This window comes from Vreelandella sp. 2A-K22, from assembly GCF_054065485.1.
This window is the reverse complement of the sequence record NZ_JBSUGC010000019.1, coordinates 1-17,160: the sequence shown is the minus strand read 5'-3', so window position 1 is coordinate 17,160 and position 17,160 is coordinate 1. Positions and strand designations below refer to the sequence as shown.

At 57.0% G+C, this 17,160-nt stretch carries 13 protein-coding genes and 1 pseudogene; 7 read left to right on the top strand and 7 right to left on the bottom strand.

Annotation, left to right across the window (positions count from 1 at the left end; all coding sequences use genetic code 11):
* Nucleotides 1–12: 12 nt before the first annotated feature.
* From ACW17M_RS21640 to ACW17M_RS21615, 6 genes are all read right to left on the bottom strand, one after another.
* Nucleotides 13–1,062, bottom strand: a complete 1,050-nt coding sequence (locus tag ACW17M_RS21640) for a LacI family DNA-binding transcriptional regulator (RefSeq protein WP_457548073.1) — start codon at nt 1,060–1,062, stop codon at nt 13–15.
* 165 nt (nt 1,063–1,227) lie between these two features.
* Entirely contained in the window at nt 1,228–2,334 is a 1,107-nt protein-coding gene (locus ACW17M_RS21635) for an ABC transporter ATP-binding protein (protein ID WP_022523015.1), read from the bottom strand.
* Between the two features lie 62 nt (nt 2,335–2,396).
* Nucleotides 2,397–4,016, bottom strand: a complete 1,620-nt coding sequence (locus tag ACW17M_RS21630) for an alpha-glucosidase family protein (protein ID WP_457548089.1) — start codon at nt 4,014–4,016, stop codon at nt 2,397–2,399.
* Nucleotides 4,017–4,046: 30 nt separating this feature from the next.
* Nucleotides 4,047–4,889 carry a carbohydrate ABC transporter permease gene (locus ACW17M_RS21625; RefSeq protein ID WP_138800824.1) on the bottom strand — a complete coding sequence of 281 codons (843 nt, stop codon included), beginning with the start codon at nt 4,887–4,889 and terminating at the stop codon, nt 4,047–4,049.
* Nucleotides 4,889–5,872, bottom strand: a complete 984-nt coding sequence (locus tag ACW17M_RS21620) for a carbohydrate ABC transporter permease (RefSeq protein WP_457548072.1) — start codon at nt 5,870–5,872, stop codon at nt 4,889–4,891. The genes ACW17M_RS21625 and ACW17M_RS21620 overlap by 1 nt, the downstream gene beginning before the upstream one ends.
* Nucleotides 5,873–5,887: 15 nt before the next feature.
* The gene (locus tag ACW17M_RS21615; protein ID WP_009287084.1) at nt 5,888–7,159 is read right to left on the bottom strand and encodes an ABC transporter substrate-binding protein; all 1,272 of its coding nucleotides are present in this window, start codon (nt 7,157–7,159) and stop codon (nt 5,888–5,890) included.
* Between the two features lie 455 nt (nt 7,160–7,614).
* Between ACW17M_RS21615 and ACW17M_RS21610 the strand changes: the two genes are divergently transcribed.
* The 7 genes from ACW17M_RS21610 to ACW17M_RS21580 all read left to right on the top strand — a co-directional run bounded on the left by ACW17M_RS21610 (nt 7,615) and on the right by ACW17M_RS21580 (nt 16,994).
* A complete protein-coding gene (locus tag ACW17M_RS21610; RefSeq protein ID WP_027958695.1) occupies nt 7,615–9,123 on the top strand; it encodes a carbohydrate porin in 1,509 nt (502 codons plus the stop codon).
* A gap of 164 nt (nt 9,124–9,287) precedes the next feature.
* Nucleotides 9,288–12,008: an HTH-type transcriptional regulator MalT gene (gene malT, locus ACW17M_RS21605; protein WP_457548071.1), complete on the top strand. Its 2,721-nt coding sequence runs from the start codon at nt 9,288–9,290 to the stop codon at nt 12,006–12,008.
* Nucleotides 12,009–12,153: 145 nt separating this feature from the next.
* Nucleotides 12,154–13,848 carry an alpha-amylase family glycosyl hydrolase gene (locus ACW17M_RS21600; RefSeq protein ID WP_457548070.1) on the top strand — a complete coding sequence of 565 codons (1,695 nt, stop codon included), beginning with the start codon at nt 12,154–12,156 and terminating at the stop codon, nt 13,846–13,848.
* Nucleotides 13,836–14,951 (top strand): sn-glycerol-3-phosphate ABC transporter ATP-binding protein UgpC, encoded by a 1,116-nt coding sequence (gene ugpC, locus ACW17M_RS21595; protein WP_457548069.1) that lies wholly within the window; start codon nt 13,836–13,838, stop codon nt 14,949–14,951. The genes ACW17M_RS21600 and ugpC overlap by 13 nt, the downstream gene beginning before the upstream one ends.
* Nucleotides 14,952–15,062: 111 nt before the next feature.
* On the top strand, nt 15,063–15,587 hold the full coding sequence (locus ACW17M_RS21590) for a DUF3455 domain-containing protein (protein WP_009287082.1): 525 nt from the start codon (nt 15,063–15,065) through the stop codon (nt 15,585–15,587).
* A 118-nt stretch (nt 15,588–15,705) separates the two neighbouring features.
* Complete coding sequence (locus ACW17M_RS21585; RefSeq protein ID WP_236614951.1) at nt 15,706–16,260, top strand: sigma-70 family RNA polymerase sigma factor; 555 nt, start codon at nt 15,706–15,708, stop codon at nt 16,258–16,260.
* Nucleotides 16,257–16,994 (top strand): anti-sigma factor, encoded by a 738-nt coding sequence (locus ACW17M_RS21580; RefSeq protein ID WP_457548068.1) that lies wholly within the window; start codon nt 16,257–16,259, stop codon nt 16,992–16,994. Before ACW17M_RS21585 ends, ACW17M_RS21580 begins: the two co-directional genes overlap by 4 nt.
* Before the next feature lie 17 nt (nt 16,995–17,011).
* Here ACW17M_RS21580 and trkA read toward each other — a convergent pair.
* Nucleotides 17,012–17,160, bottom strand: a pseudogene (trkA, locus tag ACW17M_RS21575) (Trk system potassium transporter TrkA); the annotation flags it as partial.

The following is a 17,160-nucleotide window of genomic DNA, read 5'->3' as shown; positions in this document are numbered from 1 at the left end:
CCCTCCTAAGGGCTAAGGGCAGGTGTCGCCCAGCAGCAGCTCAGTTTGCAGCAACTGCTGGGCGAGGGGGATGCGGCCAAGAATCATCTGCGCTGCGACTCGCCCTTTGCCCATGCTATCCTGGCGCACCGTGGTTAAACGCGGTGCGCGGTACTGTCCTTCAGCAATGCCATCGAACCCGGTAATGCGTAACTCTTCCGGCACCCGTATACCGCGCTGCTCGGCTAGCGTTAGCGCCGTGAGTGCAATACGGTCAGACATGCACAGCAGCAGGTCTGGCCGTTGTTCTAGTGGCTGGTCGAGAATCTCGGCAATCACCGGCGAGCACACCTCAAAGGTATTCTCCTCGATATTCCAGAGCGGCACTTGCGCCACATCCACACCTTGCTCACTCAGCGCGTTATGAAAGCCCTCAAGGCGGGCACGGCTAATGGTGCTGGTGTTGGGCAGCAGCGTGTGCTCGGCCGTCACGCGGCCGTTGCAGACCTCTTTGGTTAAGCGCAGGTTGATAATCGCCGGGCGTTTGGGCAACTGGTTAAGCGCATGCTGGGCGATTTTATAGCTAGCAGCTGTATCATCGATATGCACCGTCGGGCAGCCTTCAATATCAAAATCGACGGCCACCAGGGTGCGTTGGGCGGGCAGTTCATCGAGCAGCTTATTGTTGGGCATTAATCCATAAACGATAAAGCCATCGGCGATATTGGCGGAGCCCGGCGGCTGTGAGGCATGGCCGCGACCCGGCAATAACAGCAGCGTGTGGCCGTGGGCATCAAGAACTTCGGCAACCCCTGATAAAAACTCGCTGGCCACGGCGTCGTTCAAACTGTAGGTCAGGCTTTCCGCAAGAATCACCGCAATAATCCGCGAGCGGCCGGTGCGCAGGCTGCGCGCTTTGGCGTCAGGGCCGCTGTACCCCAGCCTTTTCGCCTCTTTGAGTATGCGTTCGCGCAGGGCTGGAGAAAGCTGATCCGGCCGGTTAAAGGCATTGGAAATCGTGGCAGTGGAGACGTTGAGTTCCTGCGCAAGATCCTTGAGTGTCATACGGCGCTGATCAGTCACGGTACTTCCTTATACAGGCTTTTTTAATAATTGAAGATTAGCTATTCAAAGGATGTGCATAATAAAATCGACCCGCTGTGTGCTGCCACTCCCCATGATAAGCGAAGGGAAGGTTAGGCACACACAGAGGGTCGTTAAAGCGGGTATCTTGGTTGACTCTTGTGCTTAAGCCGCTGCTTGTTGAGTGGATAACGTCAGTGCTGCACCGCTCTCATCAAACAGGTGGACTTTTTCCCAATCCGCTGCCAGCGACACCTGCTGGCCTTCCTGCCACTGGCTGGGCGCTTCGCTGCGATGAATCAACAGCGTGTCGCCCTGTTTGGGCTCAAGGTAGACGTAAACTTCGTTACCTAAATACTCGACATTGACGATATCGAAGCAGTTGTCATCAGTGGGTGCCGCTAAGCATAGGTGCTCTGGGCGAATGCCGAGGGTCAATGCTTCGCCGCTTTGCCGCTGCTGGGCATTCTGGGGCAGGGCGAGCTCGCCAACGCCTACGGCTCGCACACGACAGCCGTTGGCGTCACCAGCGAGTAACTCTGCGGGCATGAAGTTCATGGTGGGCGAGCCGATAAACCCGGCAACGAATTTCGTCGCCGGGCGCTGGTACAACTCGTGGGGGCTGCCTACCTGCTCAACGTGTCCGCCATTGAGCACCACAATTTTGTCGGCCAGGGTCATGGCCTCCACCTGGTCGTGGGTCACGTAAATCATGGTGGAACCAAGGCGGTTATGCAGCCGTGCGATCTCGTTACGCATTTGTACCCGCAGCGAGGCATCCAGGTTGGAGAGTGGCTCGTCAAACAGCAGAATACGCGGTTCACGCGCCATGGCACGGCCCATGGCCACCCGCTGGCGTTGGCCCCCGGAAAGGGCTTTTGGCTTACGGTGCAGCAGCTCTTCAAGCTGCAAAATCTTTGCTGTGCTCATGACCCGCTCGTGCACGGTCTCTTTGGCGGTCTTGGCCAGTTTCAGGCCAAACGCCATATTGTCGTAAACGGTCATATGCGGGTAGAGCGCATAGGATTGAAACACCATGCCCACACCGCGTTCCCGCGGTGGCAAGTCATTGACCACGGTGTCATCCATGCTCAGGTCGCCATCGCTAATCGATTCCAAACCGGCGATCAGGCGCAAAAGGGTCGACTTGCCGCAGCCGGAGGGGCCAACGAAAACCACAAATTCGCCGTCGCCAATATGTAGGTCCACATCGTTAATAATGTGATCGCTGCCAAACACTTTGTTGATCTTGCTAAGCGTAACACTTGCCATAGGTAACTCCTTGCCGACCTCAATGCTTATGTCTTCTGGGTCGGCCTGTTGTTGTTTAGAGCTTATGAGGCGACGCGCATAAAGGCCGCTTGATACCCCGGTAGCGTCAGGCTGTCACCGTCGCGCTGGGGGGTAAAGCCGTGGCCCTGCAAATCGCTGTCTATCGCTAGCGGCAGGTTAACCGTCTGCTTCCCAGCGGTGAGGTTGAAAACGCACAACAGCTTCTCATCCGCTTTTTGGCGGGTAAAACCGAGCAGCGTTTCACCCACATCGACCAGCGTTAAGTCGCCATCGAACAGCGCCGGGTGCTGGCGACGGAAAGCCAGCATGTTGCGCAGCGCGTTCAAGGTGGAGTTGGCATCATCCTGTTGGCGGCTTACCGCTAGATCGCGATGATGGGTCTCCATGGGGAGCCAGGGCTCAACGCTGGAGAAACCGCCGTTTTCGCTGTCGTTCCAGGGCATGGGCGTGCGGCAACCGTCGCGGCCTTTAAATTCCGGCCAAAGCACTTTGCCGTAAGGATCCTGGATGCGTTCAAACGGCACGTCGGCTTCCGGCAGGCCTAACTCTTCGCCTTGATAAAGGCAGACGCTACCGCGCAGCGAGCAGAGCATAGCCAGCGCCACTTTAGGGTAGGCGCTAGGGTCTTTGCCTGCGCCCCAGCGGGTGGCGCTGCGCACTACATCGTGGTTTGAGGTCGCCCAACAGGGCCAGGCGTCGCCTGCCAGGCGTTGAAAGCGCTCCAGCACTTCATGAATATAGCGCGCCGAGTGGGGTGTGTTGAGTAGGTCGAAGGTGTAGGCCATATGCAGCTTGTCGCCGCCTGCGGTGTACTCGGCCATGCGCTCCAGGGGGTTATCATCACCAATTTCACCCACTGTCGTGGCGCCCGGATATTCATCCATTAACGCCCGCAGGTCTTTCAAGAAGTCGAGATTCTCCGGGCGGCTAAGGTCATAAACGTGGCGCTGCCAGGTGTAAGGGTTGGTTTCCGGAGCGCCCAGGGTTTTGGCTTCGCCTTTGGGAACCGGCGGATTGTCGCGCAGCTCGGCGTCGTGGAAGTAGAAGTTAACCGTATCGAGGCGGAAACCATCAACGCCCAGATCCAGCCAGAAGCGCATATTATCCAACTGCGCCTGCCGTGCTTCCGGGTTATGGAAGTTTACGTCCGGCTGGCTGGTTAGAAAGTTATGCATATAGTACTGCTGGCGGCGTGAATCAAACGTCCACGCCGGGCCACCGAAAATCGATAGCCAGTTGTTGGGTGGCGTGCCGTCCGGCTTGGGGTCAGCCCATACAAACCAGTCGGCCTTGGGGTTGGTGCGGTTTTGGCGACTCTCCTGGAACCAAGCGTGTTGATCCGAGGTGTGGCTAATCACCTGGTCGATCATCACCTTAAGGCCAAGCGAGTGGGCTTTTTCCAGCAGCGCTTTAAAGTCCGCCAGGGTGCCGAACATGGGGTCGACGTCGCAGTAGTCGCTAATGTCGTAGCCAAAATCGAGCATTGGCGAGGTGAAAAACGGCGATAGCCAGATACCGTCCACGTTTAGTGACGCCACGTAATCGAGTTTTTCAGTAATGCCGTTAAGATCGCCAATACCGTCACCGCGGCTGTCCATAAAGCTGCGTGGGTAGATCTGGTAAATAACCCCACCGCGCCACCAGAGTGTGTTGTCTTGCATCGTAGAGTCCAACGTTGACATAAAAATTCCTTATCCTTTAACGGCGCCTGCGGTAAGGCCTGACACAATGCGGCGCTGGAAGATAATCACTAATACGACCAGGGGCACCGTGACCACCACAGAAGCGGCCATAATCGGCCCCCAGGGCAGTTCGTAGGCGCTGCCGCCTGACAGCAGCGCAATAGCGACGGGCACCGTGCGCTGGGCGTCGGTCAGCGTGAAGGTGAGGGCAAACAGAAACTCGTTCCACGCGGCGATAAATGCCAACAGGCCGGTGGTCGCCATGGCGGGCCACATCAGCGGCAGAAATACTTTCGTGATGGTTACCCAGGGCGTGGCGCCGTCCATGATGGCGGCCTCTTCCAGCTCCATGGGCAACTGCTTCATAAAGGTGGTCAATACCCATACGGTGAAGGGCAGGGTGAAGATGGTGTAGCTTAAAATCAGCCCGGCGGGGTTGTTGTAAAGGTTGAGCGCACGAATCACCTCAAACAGTCCCGAAAGCACCGCCACCTGAGGAAACATCGACACCCCAAGAATCACCAGCAGCACCGTGGAGCGGCCCCGAAAGCGCACGCGGCCCAGGGCGTAAGAGGCAGTAATGCCGAGTAGCAGGGCAATAAACACCACGCTAAACGCCACCACAATGGAGTTGAAAATAGCGCGCAGAAAGCTGGTTTGGCTAAAAATGCTGATGTAGTTATCGAAGTTCCAGTTCGAAGGCCAAAGCTCAACGCGGAACAGGTCGCTCGACGGTTTTAACGAGGTGACCACCGCGTAGTAGAACGGGAAGACGGCGTACACCATAATCAGCACAATCAGCGCCCAAAACCCGATGCGCTTGGCTATTTTGGCCAACTGACGAGTACTCATTAGTCACCTCCCAATTGGATTTGTTTACGCCCAACGTAGAGGTAAGCCACGGTGGCCAGGGCAATGATCAAGAACAGCAGAGTAGAAGCGGCGCTGCCGTAACCGACATCCTGGAACTCGACCAGCTGTTGGCGGGCATAGACCGACATCGACATGGTGCTGGTGGAGTTGGAGGTGAGTACGTAGATAACATCGAAGACACGCAGCGCATCCAGCAGGCGGAAGATCACCGCGACCATTAACGCCGGGGTAATCAACGGTAGGGTAACTTTGAAGAACACCCGCAGCGGGTGAATGCCGTCTACCTCGGCGGCCTCGTAGCAATCCTTGGGCAGCATCTGCAGAGCCGCAAGCACCAGCAGCGCCACGAAGGGAATGGTTTTCCACACATCGACCATAATCACCGCCCACATGGAGTAGGCGGCGTTCGCCGTCCAGGCGATAGGGGCATTGATAATGCCCACGCTCATCAGCAGGTGATTGATGATGCCGAATTGGTCGTTGAGCATCCATGCCCACATTTGCGCGGAAACAATAGTTGGGATTGCCCAGGGAATCAGCACCGCAGCGCGCACAATTACACGCCCCTTGAACTCGGCGTTCAAAATCAGCGCCACAATGACCCCGAAAACCACTTCCAGCGATACCGACACCACCGAGAAGTAGACGGTGTTCCATACCGACTGCCACCACACCGAGTCGGCCAGTACCCCATACCAGCGGCCATCTTCATAGACGAGGTAGTTCTCGAAGCCAATCAGATTGGCAGCGCCTAAATCTGACAGTGATGCATCGGTGAAGCTGAGAAAGAAGGTGCGCACCAGTGGCCAGCCAGCGACCAGGGTTAACGCAATCAGCATGGGGGCTAAAAAGAGCCAGGCGGCTTTAACCCGCTGACGGCGAACCTTAGTGCCTCGGCGCGGCTTGGTAGTGAAAGAACGCGCCCCAGCGGGCGCGTCATCATGCTTGATGGAGGTCGACATGGAAAGGCTCCAGGGTTACCAGTTGCGACGCTTCAGGCGAGCCAATTCGTCTTCAAGATCAGCGACCGCTTGAGTGCCATCTTTAGTGCCGGAAAGCACGTCATGGGAGGTGCTGAAGAAGGCGTTACTCACCCGGCCATAAGCATCACCGGTGGGGGCAGAGGGGCGAGCGACCGCATTGACGAAGGTGTCGTAAAGGGTGCCAAAGAAGGGCACGGCTTCAAGCACTTCGTCATCCTGGTAGAGGGCGTCGATAGTGGGGTTGTAAGAGGCCTGTATGGCGCGACGCTTCTGTTCCTCTTCACCGGTCAGGAAGGCGACCAGGTCGGCGGCCAGCTCGGGGTGTTCGCTGTAGCGCGATACCGCCAGGTTCCAGCCGCCCAGGCCAGCGGCACTTTGGCCGTTTTCGCCACCTGCGGGCAGTTGGGTAACACCTACTTTGCCGCGAACGTCACTGTCTTCGCTTTGGGCCAGTGCCCAGGCGTAGGGCCAATTGCGCATAAACACGGCACCGCCGCTTTGGAAGACGCCGCGCGCTTCCTCTTCGGTGTAATTGAGCACACCGTTAGGCGAAATATCACCAATCCACGATGCGGCTAGGTCGAGTGCTTCTGCGGCGTGTTCGTTGTTAATGCTAATTTCGCCATCGGCTTCCACCACTGTGCCGCCGCCAAAGCTGGCTACCCACTCAAGGGCGTTAACGGTCAAACCTTCATAGGCGCGCCCCTGGAAGACATAGCCCTGCATACCGTCTTGGCCCTCAGCGCGCTCGGCGTCTTTGATCTCGCGGGCAATTTCGGTGAGTTCTTGCCAGGTTTTTGGCACGTCATGGCCATACTTTTCCAGCAAGTCTTCGCGGTAGTAGAGCACGCCCGCATCGGTGAACCACGGCATGGCGACTAAACGGTCATCGATGGTGTTGTTGGTGACAATGGTGTCAAAGTGCCCCGCAGCGGCATCATCGCCAAGCACTTCTTTGAGATCGAGTAGGTGATTGGCAAGCAGGCCGGGCCACACCACGTCAATTTGCATCACATCGATATCGCTGGAGTTAGCCGAAAGGATCTGCTGGTAGAGCGAAAGGCGCTCGGTGGAGGAGTTGGGCGTTGAAACAACATCGACGCTATGGCCGGTTTTCTCTTCCCAGGCGCGTACGCCTTCCTGGCACAGCGTCAGCTCTGCGCCGACTGCGCCACAGGAAATGGTGAGTTCTTCAGCCTGAGCTTGGCTTGTTGCACTCAGCGTGCTGGCTACTGCGATGGCGGTAGTGATTAAAGTCTTTTTCATAACGGCGTACCTCGACGTTTATTGTTGTGGATGGTGTGGCTTCTAAATTAGCGTTAATTCACAAACTCAACGTTTGTTCAATGGCTCTCTTAATCTTTATCTTAATCGATTAAGATTGTGCTGCTCAGTTAGCCGCTTTGATCGAGGAAGTTCAATAGCGACTTTTGTCTAACGGCATTGTTCAGTTTTCACTAAATAAAATCGTTCCTTAGACATTAGTCGCTAATTAGCAACTAGCCGTTGGTAAAAAGAGACTTAATCGATTAAGTTTTGGCTACCTTTCCTTAAGCGCCGTGGCGTTTAGCAGCAAAGCCACTACCCCCTGGGTGAACCGTGCAAGGGAAGTGTTATCGATTCGATCTTAATCGATTTAGGCAAAAGCGCTTACAGGCAGACGCTTAAAAACAGGCGCTAATAAACAACCGCTTGCCAATAACAATAGGGTACTCAAAACAATGCATAAAATGACATTTAAAACGCCGTTAGCCATTGCTATTGCCACCGCCAGCTTGGGAATGAGCGGTGTTGCTTCGGCACAAATGACCATGGAACAACGCTTTGCCGAGCTTGAAGCCCGCATTGAAGCCGCGGAACAGCGCGCTGATGCCGCCGAGCGCCGTGCCGAGATTGCCGAGCAATCACAGTCGACTGCCGTGGCGACAGAGAGCGACGCGGAGATCGAAGAGCGTCTGGCTCGGGTGGAGCGTTACGCCGATGGCGAAGAGGGTTTCTCGTTCAACGTTTATGCGCGTTCAGGCTTGTTGATTGGCGAAGATGGTAAAAGCGAGAATGCTGGCCCTTACCTGACACCCGCGGGTGGAGAGGGCGGCGCCGTTGGCCGTTTAGGCAATGAGCCGGACACCTACGCTGAAGCTATTTTCAACTACCGCATGCAGTTCGATAACGGCGCCAAAGCGCTTTATCGCACCATGATTGCTGACGGCACGACCTCCAGCAATGACTGGACTGGTGGCGAGTCCGATCTCAACGTGCGCCAAGTGTTTGCTGAATTCAGCGATCTTCCCAGCTTTACCGGCGCATTTGAAAACGCCTCTATCTGGGCCGGTAAGCGCTTTGACCGCGATAACTTCGATATCCATTGGCTCGACAGTGATGTGATTTTCCTGGCCGGTACCGGTGGCGGTATCTACGACATGCAGTTGGCAGACAACTGGAAATCTAACCTCTCGATTTATGGCCGTAGTTTTTCTGACTATCCGATTGTTGACCGCGAGAACCCCGGTCTTGAAGGCGACACCGACAACCTGATCCTGACCTCCAACAACTACTTCGGCAACTGGCAGTGGATGGTCAACGGTATGTCCGCTGCAGACAACGACGAGCGCGACATTGATGTCGGCCAAACTGCTGCCGATACTGGTTTCCACACCATGATTGCTTATCATGGCGACAGCTTCTTCGGCATGGGCGAGGGTAGTTTCAAAGCGGCCGTGCTGCATGGTCAGGGGTTAGGCGCCGAGACCAAAAGTATTGGTTCACGGGGTGATCTAACTGATGACGCTACCGCCACGCGCCTAGCGCTCTATGGCACCACTTATATTGCCCCGCAGTGGCGCGTTGCCCCCTCCATTCTGGCTGAAACCAGCGAAGACCGTTATGCCCAGGGCGATAAGTACAACTGGGCAGGGCTCAACGTGCGCCTAGCCAACGAGTTAACGCAGAACTTCGAAATGCAGTACGAAGCGGGCTATCAGTGGATGGATCTCGATCCCCAGGGTTACAGCGGACGTAACGCCGTGGATGGTGGCTTCAGCAAATTCACGATTGCGCCCACCTTCAAGCCTGAAGTCGGCGGCTTCTGGCAGCGTCCTGAGATTCGTCTGTTCACCACCTTCAGCGATTGGGATGACGACCTTAACAACTACGGTGCCAGCTCACTGGGCAACGAAGGCTTTACCGGTGGTCAGTGGACTTTCGGCGTTCAGACCGAGGTATGGTTCTAAATCGATGTAAGTTGGTTAGCGTTTAACTGTTTCTTCTCCAATGCACTTTGCCCGCGACATGTCGCGGGCTTTTTTATAGCTTTAAAAGTATTGGTAAAAAGTAATTGGAAAAGTGCTTGGGAATAGTATCTATGGACGGCGGGAAGGGTTGCTCAGGAGCGTTTATGTCACTACTGCAAGAGAAATTAAAAGCACCGCCACTACCGCTTGGCGTGGTGGCCCGGCCGCGCCTTAATGACCGTTTCGGGTTAGATGAACGTGTCCGCTTGCTGATGGTGCAGGCGCCTCCAGGCTATGGCAAAACCACGCTGCTGGCTGAGCGGCTGCCCGCGCTGGAGCAAGAGGCCGCTTGGCTAGGCTTGGATCAGCGCGACAACCAACCCGCACGGTTTTTAGCCTACTGGCAGGCAGCGCTCGATGCACTGTTAAGCGAGCAACTGTTAAGCGAGAAAATACGGCTTTCACCCGTGGCAGACGATGGAGACTGCGTGGAGCAGTTAGAGCGCTGGCTTGGCGAATTGCCTGAGCAGCGCTCGCCGTGCCGTTTGGTAGTGGATAATTTTGAGCACCTTAGCCACCCGGATATCTTAGCTGGGATCGCCCACTGGCTGCGTCATCAGCCGCCTTGGCTAACGTTAACGCTGGCCAGCCGCTCAAGGCCAGCATTGGGTTTGGCAAGCCTGCGGCTAAGAGGTGAACTCGAAGAGATCGACCTTCACGCGTTGGCCTTTGACAGCGAGGAGGCGCAAACTCTGTGTGCCGAACAGTTGAGCTTTCCCCCCACGCGGGTCAGCCTGGAACGTGCACTGCGCAGAAGCGGTGGCTGGGTAATGGCGTTGAGCTGGCTGGTAGAGCGCACCACCACGCGGGCAGGGTTTGACGCCCTGGTTGACCGGTTAAGTGGTGCCCACCCAGACTTTGCCGCTTGGTTTGACGAACTGCTCTCCGCTGCACTGCCATTGGAAGAGCGAGAGCTAATGCTGCAACTGGGGGTGCTGGAGCGCTTTTCCCCCGAGCTTATGGCCCGACTACTGGAAGGGGAGCGCTTGACCCAGCGCCTGGAGGCCTTTGAACAAGCGGGGCTATTTATTGAACGCCCAGACCCGCATGCTCAGTGGTACCGCTTTCAACGACTGTTTGGCGAGTACCTCCGTCATCGCCGTCATGAGCTTAGTTTGGCCACCCAGCGCGTGCTGCACCAGCGCGCAAGCCAGGCGTGGTTAGCCTTGAACGATCCGGTGATGGCTCTGCGCCAGGCGATACTCGCCGAGGCCCCCGATGATGTGGCAAGCCTACTGACCGCCCATGGACCCGCCTTGCTGGCAAGCGGCGCCTATTCACTGTTGGCCAAGGGCTTCGCCCTGCTCGGTGAGCCGCGGCTCTCTACCTGTCCGGAACACACGCTGCTCTATGGCTGGGTCTCCCATGTTCAGTTTCAGTTTGATATTACCGCACGCGTAATTGGCTGGATTGAAGCACAGTTGCACGCGTCAGAGTGGCAGTTGCTCAGCGCTGAATTCGCTACGCTGCGCGCCCAGTTAGCGATTAACCAGGGCGATGCCGAGCGCGCCGCACCGCTGGCCGAGCAAGCGCTAGCCGTGCCCGCCCGCTATTTAGCTTCCACGCCGCTGACTGCCACTGCCATCTTAAGCGAAGCGCGCTTTGTGCTGGGCTATTTGGAAGAGTCGCTGCAGCGGGTGCGCGAGGTAGAGCGTCAGGCCCGCCAGCGTGGCGATCATCAACTGCTGCTCTGGTCGTTTTGCCATCAGTCGGAGACGCTGGTGGCGCAGGGGCGACTACAGGCCGCCTACGATATTCAGGAGCGCGCCTTTGCCCACCTGGAGCGCGCGGAGCTTGAGCACCTGCCCGTGGCGGAGTTTCTCTACCGCATTCGCAGTCAGGTACTCTGGGAGTGGCACCGGCTGGATGAAGCCGAGCAGGCCGCGCTGAAAGGGATTGCTGTCTTGGATAACCAGGGGGAGCGCTGGACACTTCAGTGTCATATCCAACTGGCCAAAATCGCCCAAAGCCGTGGCGACCAAGCCCAGTGCGCTGACCATATTCGGCGGCTGCGCAAAATTCTCGCAGAAGGGGATTACCATATTGACTGGGTGGCGAATGCTCACGCTACCCTGTTGGCCTGGTGGTACTCCACCCAGGATCTTGATGCGGTAGAGCGCTGGCGCCAGGAAGCGCCGTCCCCCATTACTGAAGGGGCCACCAACCACTTTTCCCAGTGCAATGTGCGCAACCACGCCCGGGCGCTCACGCTGCTGGGACGCTTTGATGAAGCCTGCATGCTATTAGAGGCCCTTGAAGTGCACACTCAGCGCTTGGGGCTGGTCACGGATGCCAACCGCAACCAGATCTGTCTCGCGGCAGCGGCGTGGTATGCAGGAAGAGAAGAGCATGCCTGCCAGCATATGCATCAAGCGCTGAGCTTGGCTTCCCGCACCGCCCTGGTGGGCAGCTTTCTGCGACTGGGCAAACCCCTTGGGGAGTTGCTCAATCGGTTGCTCGACAGCGGCACCTTGGATGCCTTAGAGCAGGCGAGGGCAGAGCGGTTGCTGGCGCTGGCGGGGCGCCAGAAGGATTTTGGCAGCGCCCGACGCTTAATGCTGGATGAAACGGTGATCGCCGATATTGTCGCCCGGCCAGATGTCCCCGAGCTGATCCGCACTTCGCCGCTCACTCGCCGGGAGTGGCAAATCCTGGGGCTGATTCATGCCGGGCTTTCCAATGAGCAGATCGCCGAGCAGCTGTCGGTGGCGCCTACCACCATCAAAACCCATATCCGCAGCCTCTATCAAAAGCAGAATATTCGACGCCGCGACGAAGCGATTGCCCTGGCGGGACAGTTGCTGGCGCATATTCAGGGGGAATAAGTCGACAGACGGGCTACTCCTAACGCCTACGCCCAGAGTCACCCTGGGGGGAGGATTTTATCTTGTGAGCAACCCTGCATCATGCCAAGTAACCAGCAAGAACTATGTCAAGAACTGTGACAAGAACTATGGCAAGGACAAAACAATGATGCAGACAACCTCTACTTCCCACTACGTTGGCAGCCAAGGAGCCGACTGGTGGCGCGGCGCTGTGATTTATCAAATCTACCCGCGCAGCTTTATGGACAGCAATGGCGACGGCATTGGCGACTTAAAAGGCGTGATCGACAAACTTGATTACATCGCCTCGCTTAACGTCGATGCGATTTGGTTGTCGCCGTTCTTTACCTCACCGATGAAAGACTTCGGCTACGACATCAGCAACTATCGCGATGTTGATCCGATGTTTGGCACCCTGGAGGATTTCGACCGTTTAGTCGAGGGTGCCCATGCCAGGGGGCTAAAAGTCACCATCGATCAAGTCATGTCGCACACTGCCGATCAGCATGCCTGGTTCGAAGAGAGTCGCCAAAGTCGTGATAATCCCAAAGCCGACTGGTACGTTTGGGCTGACCCTAAGCCCGATGGCGCGCCGCCCACTAACTGGCAATCCGTGTTTGGTGGCAGCGCCTGGCAGTGGGACACCCGCCGCTGCCAGTACTATCTGCATAACTTCCTGGCTAGCCAGCCGGATTTAAATTTCCGCACACCTGCGGTGGTCGATGCCATGCTGGAGGAAGTGCGCTTCTGGCTAGAGCGGGGCGTGGATGGCTTCCGGCTGGATGCGGTGAACTTCTGCACCCACGGCGAGCTAAAAGATAACCCGCCGCGCCAGGAGATGACCGAAAGCTTTCTAGGCGTTCGCCCCGACAACCCCTACGGCTACCAGCTCCACCAATACGATAAAACCCAGCCGGAGAACCTGGTGTTTCTGGAGCGGCTGCGCGCTCTGTTGGATGAGTACTCCGGCACCACCAGCGTGGGCGAGGTGGGCGACGACGACGCCTTGGGCGTGATGGCGGAGTACTCCCAGGGCGGCAAGCGGCTGCACATGTGCTACTCGTTCAACCTGCTCACCGATAAAGCCGACCCCGGCTACTTGCACGAAACGCTAACCGAAATGGAAGCACGCATTGGCGATGGCTGGCCCTGCTGGGCGCTGGGCAACCACGACGTGACGCGGCTGGCAACTCGCTGGCAGGCGGAAGGGCAGTTGGATAAGCTGCGCCTTTATATGGTGTTTCTACTCACCCAGCGCGGTAGCGTATGCCTTTATCAAGGTGAAGAGTTAGGACTGCCCGAAGCTCCGCTGACGTTTGAACAGTTGGTTGACCCTGCGGGTATTACCTTCTGGCCCGCTTATAAAGGCCGAGACGGCTGCCGAACGCCGCACCCCTGGCAGGCCGATGCTCATCATGCGGGCTTCAGCAGCGCCACACCCTGGCTGCCGGTGCCTGACACTCATGCTAGCCTCGCCGTTGATCAGCAAGATAACGATACTGATTCATTGCTCAATGCCTACCGCGATTTTTTAGCCTTCCGTCGTACTCAGCCTGCGTTGGTGAAGGGCGATGTGCGCTATCACGCTGTGCGTGACGATGTGCTCTGTCTTGAGCGCAGCTACCAGCAAACACGGTTACTAATTGCTCTGAATTTTAGCGGTCAAACGGTCACCCGTTCGGCACCTGAAGGCGCTGAAGCCATTGCCGATGCCCCCGCGTGGTTAACCGGTGAGTGGCAGGGCAGTCAGCTGTCGCTTCCGCAACTGTCCCTTCCGCCCTATGGCGTGGCCATTGCCCGCTGCTCCCAGCTTGAGGAGAACGCACCATGGGACGTCTAACACTAAGTGGTATCGGTAAATCTTTTGATGGCGTGGAAATCTCGCGGGATATCGATCTCACCATCGAAGACGGCGAGTTCGTGGTGTTTGTTGGCCCCTCCGGCTGCGGAAAATCCACGCTGCTGCGCATGATTGCCGGGCTTGAAGATATCAGCGAAGGGGATATGCAGCTGGATGGCCAGCGGATCAACGAGATCCCGCCCCAGGAGCGGGACATCGGCATGGTGTTCCAATCCTACGCCCTCTACCCGCATATGAGTGTGGCCGAGAACATGGCCTTTGGCCTGAAGCTGGCCCGCACTGATAAGGCAGAGATACGCAGCCGCGTCCAGCACGCCGCCGAAATGCTGCACCTCACCGAGCTATTGGAGCGTAAGCCCAAAGACCTCTCCGGCGGTCAGCGCCAGCGGGTAGCCATTGGCCGCACGCTGGTCAAAGAGCCTGCCGTGTTTCTGTTCGACGAGCCGCTCTCTAACCTGGATGCCGCGCTGCGGGTGGATATGCGTGTACAAATCGCAGAGCTGCACAAGCGTCTGCAAGCGACCATGATCTACGTGACCCACGATCAGGTGGAAGCCATGACGCTGGCGGATCGTATCGTGCTGCTTTCCCGGGGAAGAATCGCCCAGGTAGGCGCGCCGCTCTCGCTTTATCACTTTCCCAAAACCTTAGAGGTAGCGGAGTTTATCGGTTCGCCGCGCATCAATACCTTCCCGGTTACGGTAGTCGACCCAGGTGAGCGCCAAACGGTGGTGCGTTTGCCTAACGGGGAGACACTGACGGTCGCGGTCAATGGCAAGCACCTCCATTCCGGTGATGGCGCCACTTTGGGATTGCGGGCAGAAGATTTTGTATCGCCCGAACAGGCGGAGGCTCGGCTGACAGCGAGATTAATGGTGGCGGAAAAGCTGGGTTACGAAACCCTGGCGCATCTGCAGGTAGACGGTATAGACGCTACCTTAACCCAGCGTTTGGATGGCTTAACGCAACTAACCGAAGGCCAAACGATCGACTTGGGTTTAGCGGGCCAGCATTGCCATCTTTTTGATCTACAGGGGAGTGCCTGCCCGCGGCAGGTGGTGGTAGATGGGGTAAGCCAATAATCGCCCATCTTATTTTTTTCAATAAAAGTGCATCCAATACGTCTCCTCGCGGGTAATCCCTATACAGGCGCTATTTAAGGCGGCTGATAAAAACCTTTTAGGAGACTGAAAATGACCATCCAACCTCTTACGCGTGCAGCACTTGCCGCTACCTTGATTGCATCCTTCAGTCACGTCGCGCTGGCAGACATGACGCCCGCGGAAGTTCAGGTGCCGGACGGTAATGCTGTCGCCCTCGAAACCGTTGGCGTTGGCGCTATTACCTACATGTGCGAAGCCAAAGACGACGGCAACATGGGCTGGGTATTCAAAGGCCCCCACGCGGCGCTTAACGACAGCGAAGGCACACAAGTAGGAAGCTACTACGGCCCGCCAGCCACCTGGGAAGCGTTGGATGGCTCAAAAATTACCGGCACTCAGCTAGCCACGGCTGCCAATGGTGATGGCAACATCCCGCTTCAACTGGTGGAAGCCAATCCGGCTGAAGGCGAAGGCGCTATGAGCGGTGTTAGTTACATTCAGCGCCTGAACACCCAGGGTGGTGTTGCCCCGGACGTCACCTGCGATATGGATCACGACGGAGCCACCGCGGTAGTGACCTACCAGGCGGACTATATCTTCTGGGTTGCTGAATAAGTCGACTGGAATGTTAACTCCGCTGGGGGCTCGTCTGTCGAGTCCCCAGCGGCTATGCTGTCTCTGAGAACGACGACTGGCGTCGGTGCCGTCACCAGGGAGCTAGGGTTTGACTGACGTGTATTCAGAATTTGATCATGCTGCTGCATTAGCCAACTGTGCCCGTGGCGAGCATGACGCCTTGCACCAACTCTATGTTCATGAAGGTGCCCGACTATTAGGCGTCGTCATAAGAATCGTCAAGGATCGTGGTATGGCCGAGGATATTGTCCACGATGCCTGTCTTAATATTTGGCAGCATGCCGATAGTTTTGATCCCGCCAAAGGATCCGCGCGGACGTGGATATTTAGCGTGGCGCGTCACCTGGCACTGAACGCTATCCGTTATCGCGACCGTGAAGTCACTTTTGATAATCACGATCCCACCGAATTAGATCTCGATGAACATTTTCAGCACGCCTCCGTTGCCGATGAAGCTTTCGATTGGCAAACCGGCCAGCGGATGGATAGCTGTTTGGAAGCGCTTGAACCGGAGCGGCGTAACTGCGTACTCCATGCCTATGTTGACGGCCTTAGTCATGCGGAAATTGCGGCGCATACCGGCGCGCCGCTGGGAACCGTAAAAGCCTGGATCAAACGCAGTTTGCTGCGCCTACGGGAGTGTATGGCATGAGCCGCCCCAGTCAGCACGAACACCAAGACGACCATACTTTAGCGGGTGAATACGTGCTGGGTACGCTTTCGTTAGAGCAGCGTAAGGCGCTAGAGGCCCGGCTACCTAACGAGCCTGAATTGCAACAAGCCGTGATGGCTTGGGAAGAGCGTTTCTTGCCCTATACCGCTATCACCGACCCGGTAACGCCTTCTGACAATTTATGGCCGCGTATTGAGCGCAGCTTAGCATCACGGAAAGCGCTTGCTAAGCGTGCTCGACCTGCCTCTGTCGTGCCGCCAAGACCTCTCCGCATGCTGCACAGCCTGCCGCTTTGGCGCGGCGCTGCCGGGTTTGGCTTAGCGGCGGCGTTAGTATTGGGCGTGATGCTGGCCAATGAAGTAACTGAACCGACGACCCCCGAGTACATGGTGGTTCTGCTTGCTCCGCAAACGCAGTCAGCGGGTTGGGTAGTGCAGGCCTCATCACGCCAGGAAATCGAGCTGATCCCATTGGGTACTTTCGAAGTACCTGAAGGTAAAGCGCTTGAGTTTTGGACCAAAGCAGATGAGTGGCAGGCCCCGGTATCGCTGGGTTTAGTGGAGCCAGGGCAGCCGATCCGTTTGCGCTTGGATGAACTGCCGCCTCTTGAGGATAACCAGCTATTTGAGCTAACGCTGGAAGACGAAACCGGCTCACCAACCGGCCTGCCCACCGGGCCGATTGAGTTTATTGGCCGCGCGGTCGAGATTTAGCCACTCAAAAGCGCCAGTTAAAAGAACGTCAAGCCGACCTGGAACAGGCGCTCCACATCGCGAATGCGGCGCTTGTCGATCACAAATAGAATCACGTGGTCACCGCTCTCAACCATCACGTCGCCGTGGGCGATAATGACTTCCTTGCCGCGCACAATCGCACCGA